Below are 18,311 nucleotides of genomic sequence, written 5' to 3'. Positions count from 1 at the left end.
TTTTCGTCATCATATATAATAATAACAATTCATAAATATTTTTCGAATGAATATTCCTTCAGATTTAAAATATACAAAAGATCACGAATGGATCAAGATAGACGGTGAGGTAGCTACCGTTGGGATTACTGATTTTGCACAAAGCGAACTAGGAGATATCGTTTATGTCGAAGTAGAAACAGTTGATGAAGAATTAGAGCGTGAAGAGGTTTTTGGTACTGTAGAAGCAGTAAAAACAGTGTCTGATTTATTTTTGCCATTAACGGGTGAAATTATTGAATTTAATGAAGCCTTAGAAAGTGATCCAGAGCTAGTGAATAGTGACCCCTATGGAGAAGGTTGGATGATAAAGATTAAAATATCTGATGCCTCTCAAATTGATGATCTAATGTCTGCTGATGGGTATAAAGAAGTTATTGGGGCATAGGTTCCTTTTTGTATTAGTCATAGTGGCCACGTGTGCATTAACTTGGGTTTCTCTATCAAGAATAGTTATTCCAGTTGATGTTAAAGTAGAAGGAAGCGATAAAATAGCTCATTTTATAGCATACTTTGGTTTTACTTCGATATGGTTTTTCTTTCTTTTTTTTTCTGAAAAACTAAATAAAACCTTTAAGAGGAGCTTAATAATAGCTTCAATATTGTGTGTTTTATTTGGGATGCTTATGGAAGTGTTGCAAGCATTACTTACAAGTTATCGTAGTTCTGAGTGGTATGATGTGATGGCAAATACAAGCGGTACAATTTTTGTGGTATTTATTTTTATTGTATTTAAGAATAAATTAATTAAACTTAAGCAAATAAGCCGTTAATCAGATAGATAAACGTTTTTGTTAGCTCGAATATAGATCAGATAAAAGTTAAAAAACTCATTTTTTGTTTTACATTTTTATCTTTAGTTGGAAATTACAAAAGAAATTAGCTATTTTAGCAATCCTATAACGATTATATAATATGGAACCAAAGAAAAATCCTAAAGCAGATTTAACTAGAAAAAGTACTTTATTCCTTCAATTGGGACTTATTTTAGTTCTTTTTATCACATGGCAAGGAATCGAGTGGAAGACTTATGATAGAAGCAATATAGACATAGGTCAGGTTAATCTTGATGAATTGGAAGAAGAAGATGTTCCAATTACTCAAAATTTGAACACACCTCCTCCACCTCCACCTCCTCCACCTGCACCAGAAATTATTGATGTAGTAGAGGATGAAGAAGAAGTTGAGGAAACTATCATTGAATCTACAGAGACAAATCAGGAAGAAGAGATTGTTGAAGTAGAGGAAGTTGAAGATGTAGAAGAAGAAGAAGAAATAGGAGATGTACCTTTTGCTGTTATTGAAAATGTACCAGTTTTCCCAGGTTGTGAAAACGCGGGTAACAATGCTGCAAAAAAGAAATGTATGAGTGATAAGGTTAAAAAGTTTGTTAACCGTAAGTTTAATACAGAGTTGGGTAGTGAATTAGGTTTGTCTGGTGTAAACAGAATTTATGTGCGATTTAAAATCGATAGATCTGGTAACATTGTAGGTGTTCAGGCAAGAGGACCACACCCAAGATTAGAAAAAGAGGCAAATAGAGTAATTAAGTTATTGCCTAAAATGACTCCAGGAAAACAAAGAGGAAAAGCAGTAGGTGTACTGTATTCTTTACCTATAGTTTTCCAGGTACAGGACTAAGACGAAGAAAATATTCTTATATATCAGAATCCCGTTACATTATTGTAGCGGGATTCTTTTTTGGTATGCTTGTTGATTTAGATTAATTGTAACGTTAAAACTAAATATTATGAGTAACAAGCACGATGCTAATGTACGAAAAAGTACATTGGTGAATTTCCAGATTGGACTTATAGCAAGTCTATTATTTACCTATTTAATGTTTGAGGTGTATACCGCCGTACCGGTTATTAATGTTGAACCTACGGTCACTATAGAGGAGCCTCCTACAGAATGGAATCAACAGTTTAAAATTTATGAAGAGCCTAAGCCAAAAGAAGTTGCTGTAAAGTATACAAAGCCAGTGGTTGCTCCAGAAGAATTTAAGATTGTTGAGAATTTAACTAAAGATTTAGGGGAAGAATTTAAAAATGAACCTATTGAATCAGAGCCGTTTGATCCTAGTACAATTAACGATGTAGAGCCTATTGTTGATGATCCTCCGTTTTTTGATTTTGTAAAAGTAGAATCTGTACCAGTTTTTCCGGGTTGTGAAACCCTAGGAACAAACAAAGAGAAAGCTGCTTGTTTTTCTAAAAAAATTAGAAAAATCATCTCTAAGAAATTTAACACAGGACTTGGAGAACGATATGGTTTGACAGGGGTGCAGCGTATTTATACGGTGTTTGAAGTTTCGACCGATGGGACTATTCAAAACATTAGAGTTCGTGCTCCACATCCAAAATTAGAGGAAGAAGCAGAAAGAGTGATTGATTTGTTTCCGCAAATGACTCCGGGAAAACAAAGAGGCACGCCGGTAATTGTAAAATACCAATTGCCAATTACCTTTAAAATGCAAGACTAAAACATTGGGAAAAAAAGCCTGTAGAAATCCTACAGGCTTTTTTGTGTTTTGTTTTCTTTGGTTAAACTCATATAGATGGTTTGTCTTATTCGTTCTGAATTGATAAAGCCATCTCCAAAACCTTTTGCGTCATATATAGCAGTTAAAGAAGTGTTTTTTGTAACGTCATCTTCAGATTTACCAGCATCAATTTCTTTCTGAATGGCATTAGTAATTTCCTTTAGCATTCTAGAAAAACCTTCAAGATCTTTTTTGGTTGCTAATGATCCGTGTCCAGGAATGATCTTAGTGTCGTCATTAGCTATTAGTAAGGCTTTTTCTGAAGCGTTGATATAGCCTTGGATACTTCCTCCAGATTTGAGATCTATATATGGATAGCGTCCATTAAAAAATGTGTCACCCATATGAAGCACATTCCCATTTGCAAAATATATAAGGGCACCCCCATCAGTATGCGCATTGTGTACATGGTATGCTTTTATGCTTTCTGAGTTAAAATATAACTGTAGCCCTTCGTCAAATGTAATGACTGGTAAAGATTGAGGTGTAATATTTCCTTTTTCCTTTTGATTACTCTCCATTCTGGATCTTACGTTTTTCTGCGCAAAGATGGTTGCTCCTTGATTAGCCATATTTCCATTTCCACCGGTGTGATCACCGTGAAAATGGGTGTTGATAACCATGCTAACAGGTTGGTCGCTTATAGTTTTTAAGTTCTTGAGAATTTTGTCTGATAATCTTGCAAATTGATCATCTATAATAAATAGCCCTTTTTCATTTTTGAAAACACCAATATTGCCACCTTGACCAGTTAACATGTAAATATTTTCGGATATAGGGTCTATTGTAATAGTGACTTCTTTTTGTTGAGCATAAGTGTTAGTAAACCAGAATATGAAAAGTGCAGGAATTAGTAATTTCTTCATTAAAATGATGTTTGTGAGTGTTTTTAGCTGATTTAGTCGAAAGTAAGGTGTGAAAATTACTAATGGTTATTGGGGTGATTATCAAAATGTTCTGTCAAAAGGTTTTTATTATTATTTTTTACTAAGGGTGAAACAGTTGTTAAAAGGTGAATTATAAGTAGTTATAAGTTGTCTAGAATGCTTTTAAGACATATCTTTGCACGACTTTTAAAAAAAGCTATTTAGAAAACGTGCAAAATTTGAGCGTGACCCAAGTTAATACAGCAAAATTATCTGTTGTTCAGGATTTTAAAGAAATCACGAAGATGCGTTTGGCATTGAGTGTGGTTTTTTCTTCTGTAGCAGGATACTTATTAGGAGTAGAAACCCTTTCCTGGAGTACTCTTTTACTTCTTGCCATTGGCGGTTATTTTATGGTCGGAGCATCTAATGCATTTAATCAGATTATTGAAAGAGATCTGGATAAACTAATGGATCGTACGAAAAATAGACCTGTACCTTCAGGAAGAATGTCTGTTAATACTGCTTTTGCAATTGCTACACTTTTTACAATTGCAGGAATATCTGTCTTGTATAGTATTAATCCAAAAACTGCAATGTTTGGAGCGATTTCAATATTTATATATGTGAGTTTGTATACGCCTTTAAAAACCAAGACTCCGTTATCTGTTTTTGTGGGCGCAATTCCAGGAGCAATTCCTTTTATGTTAGGTTGGGTAGCAGCTACAAATGATTTCGGAATTGAACCAGGAACATTATTTATGATTCAGTTTTTCTGGCAGTTTCCACATTTTTGGGCGATAGGTTGGTTTTTATACGATGATTATAAAAAAGGAGGCTTTTTTATGCTTCCTACCGGTAAAAGAGATAAAGGAACAGCAGTACAAGTTATTATTTATACAATTTGGACAGTGGCCACTTCTTTAATACCAGTTTTTGGAGTTACAGGGAGACTATATCTTTCTCCTGTTTCAGGTTTGATAATTTTGATTTTGGGTCTTGTTTTGTTGAGATCTGCTATTCGCCTATACAAAAATAGAGATGCCAAAACCGCAAAACAACTCATGATTATGAGTGTCTTGTATATTACTTTATTGCAAATTATTTATGTAGCGGATAAATTTATTCGAATATGGATTTAACACAAGGAACACAACAAGAAAAAGTAAATAGATCTAAAAAGACCATGATGTGGTTTGCTATGGTAAGCATGGCAATGGTATTTGCAGGGCTTACCAGTGCATATGTGGTTAGTAAAGCCAGAAAAGACTGGTCTATAGATTTGGAGTTTCCTCAGCCTTTTGTGTATAGTATATTTGTAATTATTGCAAGTAGTTTTACATTTTTTCTAGTCAAAAAAGCAATTGAAAATAATAATAGAAACCTTGCGACACTTTTGTTGTTGTCTACTCTTGCGTTGGGAATAACATTTGTCGTTTTACAGTTTGAAGGTTTTGAAGATATAGTTAGTCAGGGATACCATTTTACTGGCCCGACCTCAAATATTATAAGTACATTCATGTTTATCATCATAGTAACGCACTTGGCGCATATTATTGGAGGTATTCTAGTGCTTTTAGTTGTAATTTATAATCATTTTAAACAAAAATATAAATCAGGTCAAACTTTAGGATTAGAACTAGGTGCTATGTACTGGCATTTTGTTGATTTTCTGTGGGTTTATCTCTTTTTGTTTTTGTATTTCGTCAAATAAGTCATAATTATCAATTCGATGCCAAAAAAGATATTGTTTTGAAGATTGCATTCTGTAGCAATTAAAAAATAAATTTGAGCAGGTGAAATGATAAAATTGATTATTTTTGTGGGAAATTTAACAATACCAAATTCTTTATATGGAAACAGCTGTTACTAAAACAGGTACTGAAGATCAAACTTGGGGTGGTGGTAACGAACCGCTCAAGGTAAGTTATGGTAAGATGATGATGTGGTTTTTTATCGTTTCAGATGCACTAACATTTTCGGGTTTTCTTGCCGCATACGGTTTTTCAAGATTTAAATTTATTGACTCTTGGCCAATAGCCGATGAAGTGTTTAATCACTTTCCGTTTTTACATGGTGTAGATGCGCCAATGTATTATGTGGCTTTAATGACCTTTATCTTAATATTTTCTTCTGTAACGATGGTGTTAGCAGTTGATGCTGGACATCATATGAAACAGAAAAAAGTAATCTTTTATATGTTTCTTACTATTATTGGTGGAGCAATATTTGTGGGATCACAAGCTTGGGAGTGGAAAAACTTCATCAAAGGAGAGTATGGTGCAGTAGAAACTAAAGGAGGTCAAATTTTACAATTTGTAGATACCGAAGGGCATAGAGTAAAGCTGGAAGATATTGCAATTATCGATACACACAACGATAGAACACAGCACGAAAGAAAAAATGGAATCTGGTATGAAAAAGAAGCTACGCTTCCGACATATACAATCGAAGAAATAAAAACTGGCTTTGCTAAGCGAAAAGATGTTTTGATCAGAACACAATTGCTTACAGAAAAAGGTGAAAAAACAATATTATCAAGAGAAGAATCTATAAAGAGGCTTAATAGCGATGCTATTGGGATCGTTGAAGGAGCAAATTTAGTTCATAATGAATATGGTACTCCGCTATTCGCAAACTTCTTTTTCTTTATTACAGGGTTTCACGGGTTTCACGTATTTTCTGGTGTAATCATTAATATTATCATCTTTATCAATGTCATTCTTGGGACGTATGAAAGAAGAAAGAATTATGAAATGGTAGAGAAAGTTGGTTTATACTGGCACTTCGTAGATTTGGTTTGGGTATTTGTATTTACATTCTTTTACCTGGTTTAATAAAAATATAGTAGTTATATATTATGGCACACGATACAGCACATCACGAATCGAATACAGCAAGAATATGGAAAGTATTTATCCTATTGTCTGTAGTTACAATAGTTGAAGTAATACTTGGGATCATAAAACCCGCATTTTTAGTAGAAACTACTTTAATTAGTATGAAATTACTAAACTGGATATTTATTATACTAACTATTTATAAAGCATATTATATCACCTGGTCATTCATGCATATGGAAGGAGAAACCAAAGGATTAAGAAGATCTGTAGTTTGGACTGCTGTGTTCTTAATTTGTTATTTGATTTTTATACTTCTTACAGAGGGAGATTATATATATGAAGTTTTTAAAGCTGGACATAAAAGCTGGGATTTTTAACCCTTTTCATGTATACGTTAAAAGCATTGTAAAAAGACGGTTTTTTAAACCGTCTTTTTTATTTTTGTAGTCATGTCCAAATGATGTTCTTAAGGATCGATTTTTGAATAGTTTGGATGAATAAAGTTTATAATCATAAATGAAGAAATTTCTTGTTTTAGGTGTCTTGTTCGTTTTGCCCTTAGTGGCCTATTTATTCTTCGCTTCAGGTGTCCATAATTTTGCAAAGCTTCCAGTTTTAAATAAATCGGTAGGAAATCTTAAAAATTTTGAAGCTCTTTCGGGTGAAGAAATTAATTTTCAGGATAAAATTACAGTATTAGGCTTCTTTGGTAAGAATATATATAATAAACAAGGCAATGCCTTTAATCTCAACCAAAAGATTTACAAGAAAAACTATGGGTTTCAGGATTTTCAATTTGTTGTTGCTCTACCTTATGGAAGTGAAAATGCAGCCAGAGAATTATTAGAGGAGCTAAGCAATATTACTAATGTGTCAGAATGGAAATTTGTTTTTGGAACCGAAGAAAGTATAAAATCTCTCTTTAAAAGTCTTAATACACCTCATCAATTAGATGAAAACTTATCTACAAGCTATGTTTATATTATTGATAAGAATGGTGATTTAAGAGGAAGAGATGGGCAATTAAAAGAGAATGAATCAAAGGTATACGGTTATGATGCAAGTTCTGTAGCCGATTTATCAAATGTAATGGTCGATGATATCAAGGTTATTCTTGCAGAATACCGATTGGCACTCAAGAAATATAAGGCCGACCGTAAAGAGAAATAACGATAAAATTTATGTGATTAAGGTTTTTTCTTATAATCGAATAATTCATTGTTGTTGATTTTGTTTTATTTATGATAAATAACCTATAACAAATAAACCAGAAAGATGAAAAAATACTCATATGTGGGCATATCATTTATTATACTAATCTTTGGGATTATTTTTATTCCTAAAATAGTAAATAGGGTTAAGGGTACTTCTATAGTCAAAAATGATAGAATGAGTGCTTCTAATCCAATTACTAATGAAAAATTAGCCTTTATAAAACTTAACGGAGAACCAAAAAAAGTCCCTGATTTTGCTTTCCTAAATCAAGATAGTATTCTCATTACAAATCATGATTATAAAGGTAAAGTATATTTAGTGGAGTTTTTCTTTACAAGTTGTCCCACAATTTGCCCTAAGATGAATAGGAATTTGGTGTACCTTCAAAATGAATTGAAGGACCATGAAAATTTTGGAATAGCTTCTTTTACTATAAATCCAAAATTTGATACTCCGGGTAGACTTAAAAAATATGCAGAGAATTATAAAGTCACTGATCCCGAATGGCATTTTTTAACAGGTGATAGAGAAGATATATATGAACTTGCCAATGCAGGGTTTAATATTTACGCAGCAGAGAATCCAGAAGTCCCAGGAGGGTTTGAACATAATGGTTATTTTGCTTTAATAGATCAGGAAGGGTATGTGCGATCAAGATATGATAGTTCTGGTAATCCCATCATTTACTATAGAGGAACAATTGGTGTAGAAGAGAAAGTAGATGAAAATGGTGAAGAAGAACAGATAACTATTTTATTGCAAGACATAAAAAAACTTTTAGAGAAAGATGAGTAATCTATCAGAAGTAGAAAAAAAATATAACAAGTGGATTGTAGTTTTGTCTATTGTTATTCCTCTGGCTGTAGCTTTGTTATTCGGAGTTAATTTGAGAAAACTGGGGTTTGATGTGCAACCTCTTACTTTTTTACCACCTATCTATGCATCAATTAATGGTGTAACCGCTATCATTCTACTCGCTGCATTGTGGGCAGTAAAAAACAAAAAAATAGTACTACATGAGAGGCTTATGAAAATAGCAATTATGTGCTCTGTGCTTTTCTTGCTAATGTATATAGGATATCATATGACTAGTGATTCTACCAAATTTGGAGGAGAAGGTCTAATACGCTATGTGTATTATTTTATTCTCATTACACATATTGTATTATCTGTAATCGTTATTCCTTTTGTGTTGATTACCTATGTGAAAGCATTGGCTAAAAATTTTGATAAACATAAAAAGATTGCGAGAATTACATTTCCGATTTGGTTATATGTAGCTATTACTGGTGTTATTGTGTATCTTATGATTTCACCTTATTACGTTTAAAACATGTATAAAGTGTTTATGAAATTAAAAATATTCTGGATACTAATTCTTTTCTTGGTATTGTCCACACCTGTAGAAGCGCAATGTGCTATGTGTAGAGCGGTTTTAGAGAGTGAAGAAGGGCAAGAGACTGCAAAAGGAATAAATAATGGGATCGTATACTTAATGATTATCCCATATATTTTAATAGGTGCTGTAGGGTATTTTATTTATAGAAATAAAAAGAATTCTAAAGTAGCAAAAGAAGAATAATTATTTAACTTCTTAATTTTTAACATTTTCATAACAATGTTGGATGTAACAAAAATGTAAAGTAGTTAGTCTTATGTAACAAGACTGCACTAACCAATTAAAAAGTCTTCAAAGGGAAAACCGAAAATTGACCTAAAAAGTAGGTTGTTTTAGTTACGTTAGTGAGTTTTGTTTTGTAGAGGTGTCATTTGCCTCAGAAATCTTAATCAAGTATTATGATTGAAATAAAAGACTTACATAAATCTTACAAAATGGGAAGCAATTCGCTTCACGTACTCAAAGGAATAGATTTTAGTGTAAAAGAAGGAGAATTAGTTGCAATTATGGGGTCATCTGGCTCTGGTAAATCGACTTTGCTGAATATTTTGGGAATGTTAGATGAGGCAGATACTGGGAGTTATTTTTTAGATAATGTTCCTATTAAAGGATTGAATGAAACTAAAGCGGCACAGTATCGAAATAAATTTTTAGGGTTTGTTTTTCAATCTTTTAATTTGATTAATTATAAGACCGCTATAGAAAATGTTGCTTTACCATTATATTATCAACGCAAGAAACGTAAAGAAAGAACCGATAAGGCAATAGAGTATCTTGGTAAAGTGGGATTAGCAGAATGGGCAACACACCTACCTAGTGAACTTTCTGGGGGACAAAAACAACGTGTGGCTATAGCACGTGCATTGGCCGCTGATCCAAAAGTATTATTAGCAGATGAACCAACAGGAGCTTTGGATAGTAAAACTTCATACGAAGTTATGGATATCATTCAGAATATTAATGATGAAGGAAAAACCATATTAGTCGTAACTCATGAACCAGATATAGCAGATATGTGTAAACGTATTGTGCATCTTAAGGATGGTGTCATTGTTGAAGATAAAAAAGTAGAACAGGTTAGAGCATCTCAATATGTTTGATAGAGATAGATGGCAAGAAATATTTGAAGCTATAGGAAAAAATAAGCTTCGCACCTTCCTTTCTGGATTTACAGTAGCTTTAGGGATACTGATCTTTACAATCTTATTAGGCTTAGGTAATGGCTTGTTAAATAGTTTTTTGAGTAGTTTCGTGGATGATGCACAAAATGTAATATTTATTCGAGGAGGAAACACTTCAAAAGCATATAAAGGTTTTCAAGAAAACAGAAAAATTCAATTTAAAAATGAAGATTTTGAGTTTATCAAAAGTAACTACATAGGTAAAGTTGAATTTGCTACTCCAAGAATTTACCGTAATGGATCTGCTAAATATAAAAAAGAATCAGGAAGTTATAGCATAAGAGCAGTGCACCCAGATCATCAGTATTTAGAAAAAACGATAATGATGAATGGTCGTTACCTTAACGTGGGAGATGTAGAGGAGCGTACTAAGAATATAGTAATAGGAAGATTAGTTGAAAAAGATCTTTTTAAGAACGAAAATGCATTGGGCAAAATATTGGATGTAGATGGAATTGCGTTTAAGATAATCGGGGTTTTTCAGGATAGTGGTGGAGATAATGAAGAACGAATTATTTATATGCCTTATAAAACTGCTCAATTGCTTTATGGTAATAATGATCATGTAGATCAGATTAACCTAACGTATAATATGATTATGAGCACTGAGCAAGCAATTGCTTTTTCTAAGAAAATTGAAGAAGACTTTAAAGAAAGGTTTGAAGTAGCTCCTGATGATCAAAGTGCAATAAGGGTAAGAAGTTTTGCCGAAGATATTAAGGAAACCATGGTAATTCTTGGAGGCATTTACGTAATTATATTTGTAATTGGTATAGGAACCCTAATTTCTGGAGTTATAGGAATTGGTAATATTATGACGTTTAGTGTTAAAGAGCGGACTAAAGAATTAGGAATTAGAAAAGCTTTAGGAGCATCACCAAAATCAATTATAGCTATGGTGCTGCAAGAATCCGTTCTAATAACATCTGTTGCAGGGTATTTGGGGTTGATATTAGGAATTTTTGTGCTAAAACTTATTGGTAATAACCTTGAAGAATTCTTTATACTTAACCCAAAAGTGGATACAGGAGTTATTGTAATTGCAACAATGGTATTAATATTTTTTGGTCTATTGGCTGGATATATTCCTGCAAGAAGAGCAGCAAAAATAAAACCTATAATAGCACTAAGGGATGAATAACTAAAATCAAGATGGTATGAAATTTATATTTGAAAGAGATACCTGGCAAGAAATTTACGGAGCTATTCGAAAGAATAAAATAAGAACGATTATCACAGTTATAGGTGTAACTTGGGGTGTGTTTTTATTCGTATTTCTTTTGGGTATGGCCAAAGGATTAGATAATAGTTTTAGAAGTCAGTTTAATGATTTTGCAACTAATACAATGTTTCTTTGGGGGCAACAAACAAGTATACCTAATGAAGGTTTTAAAAGAGGAAGGAGAATGCAACTCACACTGGATGATGTTGAAGTTCTGAAATCTCAGGTAAGCGATATAGAATACATAGCTCCTCGTAATGTTACTGGTCAATGGGGAACACCTCCTGGTCAATTTGTAAGAGGTTCTAAGTCAGGGGCATTTAAAGTTTTTGGGGATTACCCTACGATCGATAAAGTTTCGAAGAAAAAAATATTTAAGGGAGGAAGGTTTATTAATGAAGAAGATATTAAATATGAACGTAAAGTTTGTGTAATTGGAGAAGATATCTATAAACAGTTTTATGAAAAGGATGAAGAAGCAATAGGAGATTTTGTAAGGATAAATGGTATTTATTTCAAAGTAATAGGAGTATATAAACCAACTCAATCAGGATTTGAAGGAGATGATTCTATTTTTTTACCTTTTACAACATTTCAAACCATTTTTAATCAAGGTAACAATATATCCTGGATGGTAATTACTGCCAAGGCAGATAAGAATATTGTAAATACAGAAGCTAAGATAAAAACTACATTAAAAAGAATACATAATGTGCACCCTGATGATACACAGGCATTCGGGAGTTTTAATCTAGGAGAAGAAGTGGCCAAAGTTAATGGGTTTTTGTCGGGAATGCGATTAATCACTTATATTGTTGGTATAGCTACACTTATTGCTGGGGTAATTGCCATAGGGAACGTACTTTTAATTACTGTTAAAGAACGTACGAGAGAGATTGGGGTGAGAAGAGCACTTGGAGCTACACCAGGAGAGGTGAGAGGGCAAATTATGCTAGAATCTATTTTACTTACCTTTTTAGCAGGGTTATTAGGTTTTATTTTAGGAACCTTATTGCTCTGGGGAATCAATACAGCTATTGGTGATAACGAAGATATACCCATTTTAAACCCTACGGTAGACTTCTTTGCTGTAACTGGAGCCTTATTGTCAATTGTGTTGTTGGGGACTTTAATAGGTCTTATTCCAGCGCAAAAGGCAGTAAGTGTGAGACCAATAGAAGCATTAAGAGAAGAATAAAATAATAATTAGAATAATCAAATCAATCATAAATCAGATGAAAAAATTTTTAAAAATCCTACTAGTTGTTTTGTTAATAGTCGCACTGGGTTTTTCAGGAAAATATCTAATAGATTCTAATAGTAAGTCACCTATCGTGTTTACAACAGAAAAAGCATTTAAAACGTCAATTGAAGAAAAAACGGTAGCTACAGGAAAAGTAGTTCCAGAAGATGAGGTAGAAATTAAACCTCAGGTCTCAGGAATTATTGAAAAAATTTATGTTGAAGAAGGTGCTGCAATAAAAACTGGAGAATTGATAGCTAAAGTAAAAGTAGTACCTAATGAGCAATCGTTAAATAGTGCAAGAGGACGAGTGAAAAATGCAGAAATAAGTCTGGCTAATGCAAAACAAGATTTTGATCGTAATAAAGCACTTTTTGATAAAGGGGTAATAGCTACTCAAGATTTTCAAAATGTAAAGTTACGCTATGATCAGGCTCAACAAGAAGTTCGTAATGCAGCTAATGATTTGCAAATCATTCGACAAGGATCAACAGGTGGAGCAAAAGCAATTACAAATATTAGATCTTCAGTTGCGGGAACTATTTTAGAAATTCCGGTTGAAGAAGGAGATCAGGTAATCCAAAGTAATAATTTTAATGACGGAACAACCGTAGCAACTATAGCTGACCTTAATAAAATGATCTTTGAAGGAAAAGTAGATGAAGCAGAGGTAAATAAATTAAAAATCGATATGCCCCTCAAAGTAAGTTTAGGAGCTATTAGAGATAAAGAATTTGATGCTAAGCTAAAATTTATAGCCCCTAAAGGAGATGAAGAACAAGGAGCTGTCCAGTTTAAAATTGAAGGCGAAGTTTTTCTTGATGAGTCATACTTTATTAGAGCAGGATACAGCGCAAATGCTTCTATTGTATTAGATGTGAAAAAGGATATTCTAGCCATAAAAGAGGCGTTGTTACAATTTGATAGAGAGACAGAAGAAGCTTACGTAGAGGTTCAGACCGGAGATCAGGAGTTTGAAAGGAAGGATATTGAAATAGGATTGTCTGATGGTATAAATGTCGAAGTTTTATCAGGAATAACTGAAGAAGATAATATCAAGGTTTGGAATAAAACTGAACCAGTGAAGAAAGAAGGTGAAGAAGGACAAAATTAAAATACTTTATGAAAATATTCATAAATCTGTAACAACATCAATCAAATATATACATATACGTAGTATGAAATTAATATTAAAAGATTTAAGCCGAGGTAGTGCTTTAAATTTTAAACTTATGAGAATTAAAGTCTTAGTTTTATGTATTACACTCTTTGCTGGATTGGGGAGTCAAGCACAAGAAAAGAAATGGACATTACGCGAATGTGTAGAGTATGCCTTAGAAAATAATATCACCATCAAACAATCAGAGCTTGATGTAGAAGCTACAAGTATTGATAGACTTGAGGCTATTGGAAATTTTCTACCTACCTTGAATGCAGATGCGTCAAATTTTTGGAGTTCTGGTTTATCGACAGATCCAATTACAAATGAAAATAGAACTCAGACATTTAGGAGTTCAAGATATGGTGTAAATGTTGGAATTACGATATTTAGCGGTTTGAGAAACATAAAAAGATTTCAGAGAGCTAAACTTAATAAGTTACTTAGTCAATATAATTTAGGGAAATCAAAGGATGATATTGCTTTATTTATTGCAAATAGTTATTTGCAGGTACTATTAAATAAAGAATCATTAAAGGTGATTGAAAAACAACATGAAATTACTTTAGAACAATTGCAACGTACCAAAGACCTTGTTGATGCAGGTGTGCTTCCACAAGGAGATCTTTTGGAAATAGAAGCTACTTCTGCAGATGAGTTAACTAGAATTGTACAAGCAGAAAATGCAGTGCAAATCGCATTAGTAAGTTTAGCTCAGACATTATTGATTAAAGATTACGCGAGTTTTGATATTGCAGAACAGGAGTATTTGGTTCCAGGATCAGAAATGATGGATAAGCCAATAGATCAAGTGATTGCTAAAGCTAGAGAATCAAGATATGAAGTGCAAATTGCAGAACAAAACAAGCTTATAGCAGAAAAGGATCTTGAGATTGCAAGAGGAGCATACTATCCAACCCTAAATGGATCGTTTGGTTATGATACAAGAGAATCAGGAGCCAAAGGTTTTGGAAGAGTGTTAGATGAAACTAATCCTGTATTGACTCAAACCATTGGGTTTGTAGAAGGGACAAATCAAAATGTTCTTAATCAATCTCCTAATTTACTTCTGGTAGAACAAAACCCTAGTTCATATTTTAAGCAGTTGTATACAAACGATGGACTTCGATATGGACTATCGCTATCGGTTCCAATATTTAATGGGTTTTCTGCAAGAAATGCGGTGAAAAGAAATAAGGTAAACGTAAAACGTACAGAATTTCAACTAGAGCAAGCAGAATTAGACTTGGATAGTAATGTATATCAGGCTTATCTGGATGCAAAAGGAGCTGCAGAAGCATATGAAGCAGCACAGGTTTCAGTAAAAGCTCAGGAAAGAGCCTACGAATATGCAAAAGATCGCTATGATGTAGGATTAACAAACGCTTTTGATTTTAGCCAATCAAAATTTAGATTAGAAAATGCGCAAAGTCAGGAAGTGCAAAATAAATTTGATTATATCTTTAAGCTAAAAGTATTAGAGCTTTACTTCGGAATAAAGATCGCTGATATAAAATTATAAAATAGTAGTATCTCTTTTTTGGCTGCTACATAGAAAAGATTGTATTTTCATACAATAGAATTAACGTTAAAGTAAGTCATGAATAAAAAAACTTTACTCTTTATTTTAGGAATAGTTGTTGTTTTAATCGTATCGCTTGTTTATGGTAAAAAAGCAGGTTGGTTTGGAGAAAATGGCAATTTTAAAGAAGTGTCAATTACAAAAATTGAAAAAATTGATATTATCGAAACCGTTTCTGCAACGGGCAAAATTCAACCTGAAGTAGAGGTTAAACTTTCATCAGAGGTGTCAGGAGAGATAATAGATCTGCCAATTAAAGAAGGACAGCAAGTTAAGAAAGGAGATGTTTTAGTGCGTATAAACCCAGATATAATTCAGTCTGGATTAAATAGATCGCAAGCCGCATTAGAAAATGTTAGAGCAGGATTACAACAAGCAGAAGCAAGCCTCAAGGAAGCAAAACTTAGTTATGACCGAAACAAAGAACTATTTGAAAAAGGAGTGATTTCTAAAGCTGAGTGGGATAGAGCTGTGTCTGCATTTGAAGGAGCTGAAGCAGGGAAACAATCTGCTTATTATAATGTTCGAAGTGCTCAGGCAACTGTTAATGAGGCGAAAGATAATTTAAGTAGAACTACTATTTATGCTCCAATGGAAGGTACAATTTCTAAATTATCGGTAGAATTAGGAGAAAGAGTTGTGGGAACGCAACAAATGGCAGGTACCGAGATTGTAAGAGTTGCTAATCTAAGTAATATGGAGGTCGAAGTTGATGTAAATGAAAATGATATTGTTAAGGTCACTATCGAAGATTCGACTATTGTTGAAGTAGATGCATATTTAAAAAAAGAATTTAAAGGATTAGTTACAGAAATAGCTAATTCTGCAGAAAATGCAGTAAGCGCAGATCAGGTAACTAATTTTAAGGTTAAAGTGAGGATTTTAGAAGAATCATATAAAGATTTGATTGATGGTAAACCAGAAAGCTATTCCCCCTTTCGCCCTGGGATGACTGCTACTGTTGATGTTATTACTGATAAAAGAAAAGGTGTGATAGGAGTCCCTATAAGTGCTATAGTGATTAAGAATGATACCTCTAGTGTAAAAGAGACCGTATCAAAAGATAAAATAACATCAAGTACCGATAAGAAATTCGAATGTGTATTCGTAAAGAATGGTGAAATTGCAAAATTAAGGGTGGTAAAGACTGGGATTCAAGACGATAGTAATATTGAAATTATTAGTGGTTTGAAAGAAGGTGATGAAGTGATAACCGGACCATATAATGTAGTTACGAAGATTCTTAAAACCGGAGATAAAGTGAAATCAGAAACTGATAAAAAACCAAGTAAATAAGTACTTGTAAAGTATAGCATAAAACTGTTTATGTGCACTTGTGTTTGAGATTTCTCTCAGTATAAAACAAGTAATGAATGATGGTTGAGGAGATAAGATAATTTATCTATTTAGATTATCTTTGCCCAAATTTTAATCAATGGCCTATATTCTCTGTATAGAAACTTCAACAACAAATTGTTCTGTAGCTTTAGCCAAAGAAAGAGAGATAATTTGTTTAGAAGAAGATTATAATACATCATATTCTCACGCAGAAAGATTGCATAATTTTATTAATAAAGTTATATCAAGGGCTGGTATATCATTAAAAGATATTGCGGCAGTTGCAGTGAGTAAAGGGCCTGGTTCATATACAGGATTAAGAATTGGAGTTTCTGCTGCAAAAGGACTGTGTTATGCGTTAGATATTCCATTAATTGCTATATCAACATTACGGTCATTGGCATTACAAATAGACTCAGAAAACGAATCATATATCGTTCCTATGATTGATGCACGAAGAATGGAAGTGTATTCTGCAATTTTCTCTAATCAGAATGAACAGCTAAGGGATACAAAAGCAGAAATTCTCACTGAAGATTCCTTTAAAAAATATCTTGATAAGAAGAATGTGTATTTTGTTGGTAATGGCGTAGAGAAGTTTTCTGCCATATGCAATGCAAGTAATGCGATTTTTGTTGAAAACAAATTGCCATCTGCACAAGAGATGGCGGTATTGAGCCATTCTAAATATCAAGACAAAGATTTTGAAGATGTAGGGTATTTTGAACCTTATTATTTAAAAGATTTTGTAAGTGGTTAACTCTTTTCTTGTAGAGTTCTACTATCCACCAGTATTTATTAAAATACATTGTCATTTGTTGAGAATAAATGACAATGTACATACATGTATTTTCTTAGATATTTAATTTGCTCTATCGGTATTGCTTAAAAGGCTGTGCGAAGGACTAGAATCAGAGCTTTTTAAAGCATTGTATCTGGCAACAAAGCGAATAAGGTCCTCTTCCTTTTTTAAACGAATTTTTTCTTTCTTGAGGTATTCCTTGAGTTCATTTTCTTTATCGCTAAATGTTGCTAACATTTCTTTTTTATTTAAAGGGAGTTCCATGATCACTCCTGCTTCTTCTATATAATAGGTGATAACTTGTCTGATTTTACCAGGTTTAACAGCGCTGCCACTAATTCCTTGATTCTCAACATCAGTTATGCTAAGAGAGTATTTTTTGTAAATACTATATAAATCTGTCAATTCTACTAATACATAATATCCAGGTCTGCTCAGGCCTCGTTGATTTTTAAAATTACAGTAGTAGAAATAGTTTTCCTCAATTCTTACATGAGTAGTTTGGTTTTTGACTAATTCATATAATGTTGATTGAGACTTATATTCTATAGCGTCAGTTTGAATGTTGTATCTTAATTTTGCATGATATGTAGTTGACTTTTCATGTATAACGCTAGATTCTTTATAGCTAGGATTCATATAAACAGATCCGGTATAATCACTATATGTATAATCTTCTTGAATGTCTGTAACTAAACTTTTCGGTAATTGGGCAAATGATAAAGATGATATTGTTAAAAATAAGAGTAGTGTTTTTCCCATAGTTTGTAATTTTAGGTTGAGTTTGTTAAGCGTTTGATTAAGAGCAATGTAGTTTTTTTAGTTTAATTGTTGTTGTTTGATTTGAGAATTTTTTAATTTTTTTGAATATTAAGAT

Annotated in this window: 21 protein-coding genes; 19 read left to right on the top strand and 2 right to left on the bottom strand. The window is 32.8% G+C overall.

Annotated features, from left to right (window positions below):
• The first annotated feature begins 46 nt into the window (after positions 1-46).
• The 4 genes from gcvH (at position 47) to FOF46_RS13435 (ending at position 2,524) form a co-directional block, all read left to right on the top strand.
• Positions 47-427: a glycine cleavage system protein GcvH gene (gcvH, locus tag FOF46_RS13450; RefSeq protein WP_109435593.1), complete on the top strand. Its 381-nt coding sequence runs from the start codon at positions 47-49 to the stop codon at positions 425-427.
• A complete protein-coding gene (locus tag FOF46_RS13445; RefSeq protein ID WP_109435592.1) occupies positions 399-812 on the top strand; it encodes a VanZ family protein in 414 nt (137 codons plus the stop codon). Before gcvH ends, FOF46_RS13445 begins: the two co-directional genes overlap by 29 nt.
• A 142-nt stretch (positions 813-954) precedes the next feature.
• Entirely contained in the window at positions 955-1,680 is a 726-nt protein-coding gene (locus tag FOF46_RS13440; protein WP_109435591.1) for an energy transducer TonB, read from the top strand.
• A 109-nt stretch (positions 1,681-1,789) separates the two neighbouring features.
• Complete coding sequence (locus tag FOF46_RS13435) at positions 1,790-2,524, top strand: energy transducer TonB (RefSeq protein ID WP_143916776.1); 735 nt, start codon at positions 1,790-1,792, stop codon at positions 2,522-2,524.
• A gap of 29 nt (positions 2,525-2,553) precedes the next feature.
• Here the strand turns inward: FOF46_RS13435 and FOF46_RS13430 are convergent, their stop codons facing one another.
• A complete protein-coding gene (locus FOF46_RS13430) occupies positions 2,554-3,450 on the bottom strand; it encodes an MBL fold metallo-hydrolase (RefSeq protein ID WP_143916775.1) in 897 nt (298 codons plus the stop codon).
• Positions 3,451-3,689: 239 nt separating this feature from the next.
• Between FOF46_RS13430 and cyoE the strand changes: the two genes are divergently transcribed.
• The 15 genes from cyoE (at position 3,690) to tsaB (ending at position 17,392) form a co-directional block, all read left to right on the top strand.
• Positions 3,690-4,592 carry a heme o synthase gene (gene cyoE, locus FOF46_RS13425; protein WP_143916774.1) on the top strand — a complete coding sequence of 301 codons (903 nt, stop codon included), beginning with the start codon at positions 3,690-3,692 and terminating at the stop codon, positions 4,590-4,592.
• Positions 4,583-5,164 carry a cytochrome c oxidase subunit 3 gene (locus FOF46_RS13420; protein ID WP_109435588.1) on the top strand — a complete coding sequence of 194 codons (582 nt, stop codon included), beginning with the start codon at positions 4,583-4,585 and terminating at the stop codon, positions 5,162-5,164. Before cyoE ends, FOF46_RS13420 begins: the two co-directional genes overlap by 10 nt.
• Before the next feature lie 139 nt (positions 5,165-5,303).
• Complete coding sequence (locus FOF46_RS13415) at positions 5,304-6,287, top strand: cytochrome c oxidase subunit 3 (RefSeq protein WP_109435587.1); 984 nt, start codon at positions 5,304-5,306, stop codon at positions 6,285-6,287.
• 23 nt (positions 6,288-6,310) lie between these two features.
• A complete protein-coding gene (locus FOF46_RS13410; protein ID WP_109435586.1) occupies positions 6,311-6,670 on the top strand; it encodes a cytochrome C oxidase subunit IV family protein in 360 nt (119 codons plus the stop codon).
• Positions 6,671-6,809: 139 nt separating this feature from the next.
• Positions 6,810-7,463 (top strand): hypothetical protein, encoded by a 654-nt coding sequence (locus FOF46_RS13405; protein ID WP_143916773.1) that lies wholly within the window; start codon positions 6,810-6,812, stop codon positions 7,461-7,463.
• 105 nt (positions 7,464-7,568) lie between these two features.
• The gene (locus tag FOF46_RS13400; protein WP_109435584.1) at positions 7,569-8,303 is read left to right on the top strand and encodes an SCO family protein; all 735 of its coding nucleotides are present in this window, start codon (positions 7,569-7,571) and stop codon (positions 8,301-8,303) included.
• Positions 8,296-8,838, top strand: a complete 543-nt coding sequence (locus FOF46_RS13395; RefSeq protein WP_109435583.1) for a DUF420 domain-containing protein — start codon at positions 8,296-8,298, stop codon at positions 8,836-8,838. The genes FOF46_RS13400 and FOF46_RS13395 overlap by 8 nt, the downstream gene beginning before the upstream one ends.
• An 18-nt stretch (positions 8,839-8,856) precedes the next feature.
• Positions 8,857-9,090 (top strand): hypothetical protein, encoded by a 234-nt coding sequence (locus FOF46_RS13390; protein WP_109435911.1) that lies wholly within the window; start codon positions 8,857-8,859, stop codon positions 9,088-9,090.
• Positions 9,091-9,305: 215 nt separating this feature from the next.
• Positions 9,306-10,007, top strand: a complete 702-nt coding sequence (locus FOF46_RS13385) for an ABC transporter ATP-binding protein (RefSeq protein ID WP_109435582.1) — start codon at positions 9,306-9,308, stop codon at positions 10,005-10,007.
• A complete protein-coding gene (locus tag FOF46_RS13380; RefSeq protein ID WP_109435581.1) occupies positions 10,000-11,229 on the top strand; it encodes an ABC transporter permease in 1,230 nt (409 codons plus the stop codon). Before FOF46_RS13385 ends, FOF46_RS13380 begins: the two co-directional genes overlap by 8 nt.
• 16 nt (positions 11,230-11,245) lie before the next feature.
• The gene (locus tag FOF46_RS13375; protein WP_109435580.1) at positions 11,246-12,508 is read left to right on the top strand and encodes an ABC transporter permease; all 1,263 of its coding nucleotides are present in this window, start codon (positions 11,246-11,248) and stop codon (positions 12,506-12,508) included.
• A 37-nt stretch (positions 12,509-12,545) separates the two neighbouring features.
• Positions 12,546-13,667 (top strand): efflux RND transporter periplasmic adaptor subunit, encoded by a 1,122-nt coding sequence (locus tag FOF46_RS13370; RefSeq protein WP_109435579.1) that lies wholly within the window; start codon positions 12,546-12,548, stop codon positions 13,665-13,667.
• 64 nt (positions 13,668-13,731) lie between these two features.
• Positions 13,732-15,234: a TolC family protein gene (locus FOF46_RS13365; RefSeq protein ID WP_244299612.1), complete on the top strand. Its 1,503-nt coding sequence runs from the start codon at positions 13,732-13,734 to the stop codon at positions 15,232-15,234.
• Positions 15,235-15,312: 78 nt separating this feature from the next.
• Complete coding sequence (locus FOF46_RS13360) at positions 15,313-16,590, top strand: efflux RND transporter periplasmic adaptor subunit (protein WP_143916772.1); 1,278 nt, start codon at positions 15,313-15,315, stop codon at positions 16,588-16,590.
• Between the two features lie 139 nt (positions 16,591-16,729).
• Entirely contained in the window at positions 16,730-17,392 is a 663-nt protein-coding gene (gene tsaB / locus FOF46_RS13355) for a tRNA (adenosine(37)-N6)-threonylcarbamoyltransferase complex dimerization subunit type 1 TsaB (RefSeq protein ID WP_143916771.1), read from the top strand.
• Positions 17,393-17,494: 102 nt separating this feature from the next.
• Here tsaB and FOF46_RS13350 read toward each other — a convergent pair whose 3' ends face one another.
• Complete coding sequence (locus FOF46_RS13350) at positions 17,495-18,196, bottom strand: hypothetical protein (protein ID WP_109435576.1); 702 nt, start codon at positions 18,194-18,196, stop codon at positions 17,495-17,497.
• Positions 18,197-18,311: the final 115 nt, after the last annotated feature.

Source organism: Aquimarina algiphila, assembly GCF_007489275.1.
GTDB classification, from domain to species: domain Bacteria; phylum Bacteroidota; class Bacteroidia; order Flavobacteriales; family Flavobacteriaceae; genus Aquimarina; species Aquimarina algiphila.
The sequence above is the reverse complement of the archived record's forward strand: the minus strand, read 5'-3'. Positions and strand labels throughout refer to the sequence as shown.

Bases quoted from the DNA above. Each gene is read 5' to 3' on its own strand.
- gcvH (WP_109435593.1), top strand. From the start codon at position 47: ATGAATATTCCTTCAGATTTAAAATATACAAAAGATCACGAATGGATC.
- FOF46_RS13440 (WP_109435591.1), top strand. From the start codon at position 955: ATGGAACCAAAGAAAAATCCTAAAGCAGATTTAACTAGAAAAAGTACT.
- FOF46_RS13375 (WP_109435580.1), top strand. From the start codon at position 11,246: ATGAAATTTATATTTGAAAGAGATACCTGGCAAGAAATTTACGGAGCT.
- FOF46_RS13350 (WP_109435576.1), bottom strand. From the start codon at position 18,196: ATGGGAAAAACACTACTCTTATTTTTAACAATATCATCTTTATCATTT.
- FOF46_RS13445 (WP_109435592.1), top strand. From the start codon at position 399: ATGGGTATAAAGAAGTTATTGGGGCATAGGTTCCTTTTTGTATTAGTC.
- FOF46_RS13430 (WP_143916775.1), bottom strand. From the start codon at position 3,450: ATGAAGAAATTACTAATTCCTGCACTTTTCATATTCTGGTTTACTAAC.
- FOF46_RS13415 (WP_109435587.1), top strand. From the start codon at position 5,304: ATGGAAACAGCTGTTACTAAAACAGGTACTGAAGATCAAACTTGGGGT.
- FOF46_RS13395 (WP_109435583.1), top strand. From the start codon at position 8,296: ATGAGTAATCTATCAGAAGTAGAAAAAAAATATAACAAGTGGATTGTA.
- FOF46_RS13410 (WP_109435586.1), top strand. From the start codon at position 6,311: ATGGCACACGATACAGCACATCACGAATCGAATACAGCAAGAATATGG.
- FOF46_RS13435 (WP_143916776.1), top strand. From the start codon at position 1,790: ATGAGTAACAAGCACGATGCTAATGTACGAAAAAGTACATTGGTGAAT.
- FOF46_RS13365 (WP_244299612.1), top strand. From the start codon at position 13,732: ATGAAATTAATATTAAAAGATTTAAGCCGAGGTAGTGCTTTAAATTTT.
- FOF46_RS13370 (WP_109435579.1), top strand. From the start codon at position 12,546: ATGAAAAAATTTTTAAAAATCCTACTAGTTGTTTTGTTAATAGTCGCA.
- FOF46_RS13390 (WP_109435911.1), top strand. From the start codon at position 8,857: ATGAAATTAAAAATATTCTGGATACTAATTCTTTTCTTGGTATTGTCC.
- FOF46_RS13360 (WP_143916772.1), top strand. From the start codon at position 15,313: ATGAATAAAAAAACTTTACTCTTTATTTTAGGAATAGTTGTTGTTTTA.
- FOF46_RS13420 (WP_109435588.1), top strand. From the start codon at position 4,583: ATGGATTTAACACAAGGAACACAACAAGAAAAAGTAAATAGATCTAAA.
- FOF46_RS13405 (WP_143916773.1), top strand. From the start codon at position 6,810: ATGAAGAAATTTCTTGTTTTAGGTGTCTTGTTCGTTTTGCCCTTAGTG.
- FOF46_RS13400 (WP_109435584.1), top strand. From the start codon at position 7,569: ATGAAAAAATACTCATATGTGGGCATATCATTTATTATACTAATCTTT.
- tsaB (WP_143916771.1), top strand. From the start codon at position 16,730: ATGGCCTATATTCTCTGTATAGAAACTTCAACAACAAATTGTTCTGTA.
- FOF46_RS13385 (WP_109435582.1), top strand. From the start codon at position 9,306: ATGATTGAAATAAAAGACTTACATAAATCTTACAAAATGGGAAGCAAT.
- FOF46_RS13380 (WP_109435581.1), top strand. From the start codon at position 10,000: ATGTTTGATAGAGATAGATGGCAAGAAATATTTGAAGCTATAGGAAAA.